Raw genomic sequence first — 231 nt, forward strand, 5'->3', positions numbered from 1 at the left:
CCGGAGGAGCCGCGGCTCTTCTCCAGCCCGCCCAGCAGCCAGCCCCAGGCCCAGGGTGCCACCTTCAGCTCCAGCGCGTAGCTGCCCCGCAGCAGGCGGCCGCAGCCGCGCGGCAACAGGTCGAGGAAGTCGTGGCACTCGGCGTCGAATCCGGCCTCGCGCAGGCGGCGCACCAGCTCGCGGGCGGCGCCGTCGTGACCGGCTCCCACGCTCGCGGAGACCACGGTGATC

1 pseudogene is annotated in these 231 nt (G+C 75.3%); it reads right to left on the minus strand.

What is annotated here, in order from left to right:
* A pseudogene (locus tag C7C46_RS33420) lies at window positions 1–209 on the minus strand (MGDG synthase family glycosyltransferase); the annotation flags it as partial.
* Window positions 210–231 lie beyond the last annotated feature (22 nt).

The organism is Streptomyces tateyamensis (assembly GCF_003205575.1).
GTDB lineage: Bacteria > Actinomycetota > Actinomycetes > Streptomycetales > Streptomycetaceae > Kitasatospora > Kitasatospora tateyamensis.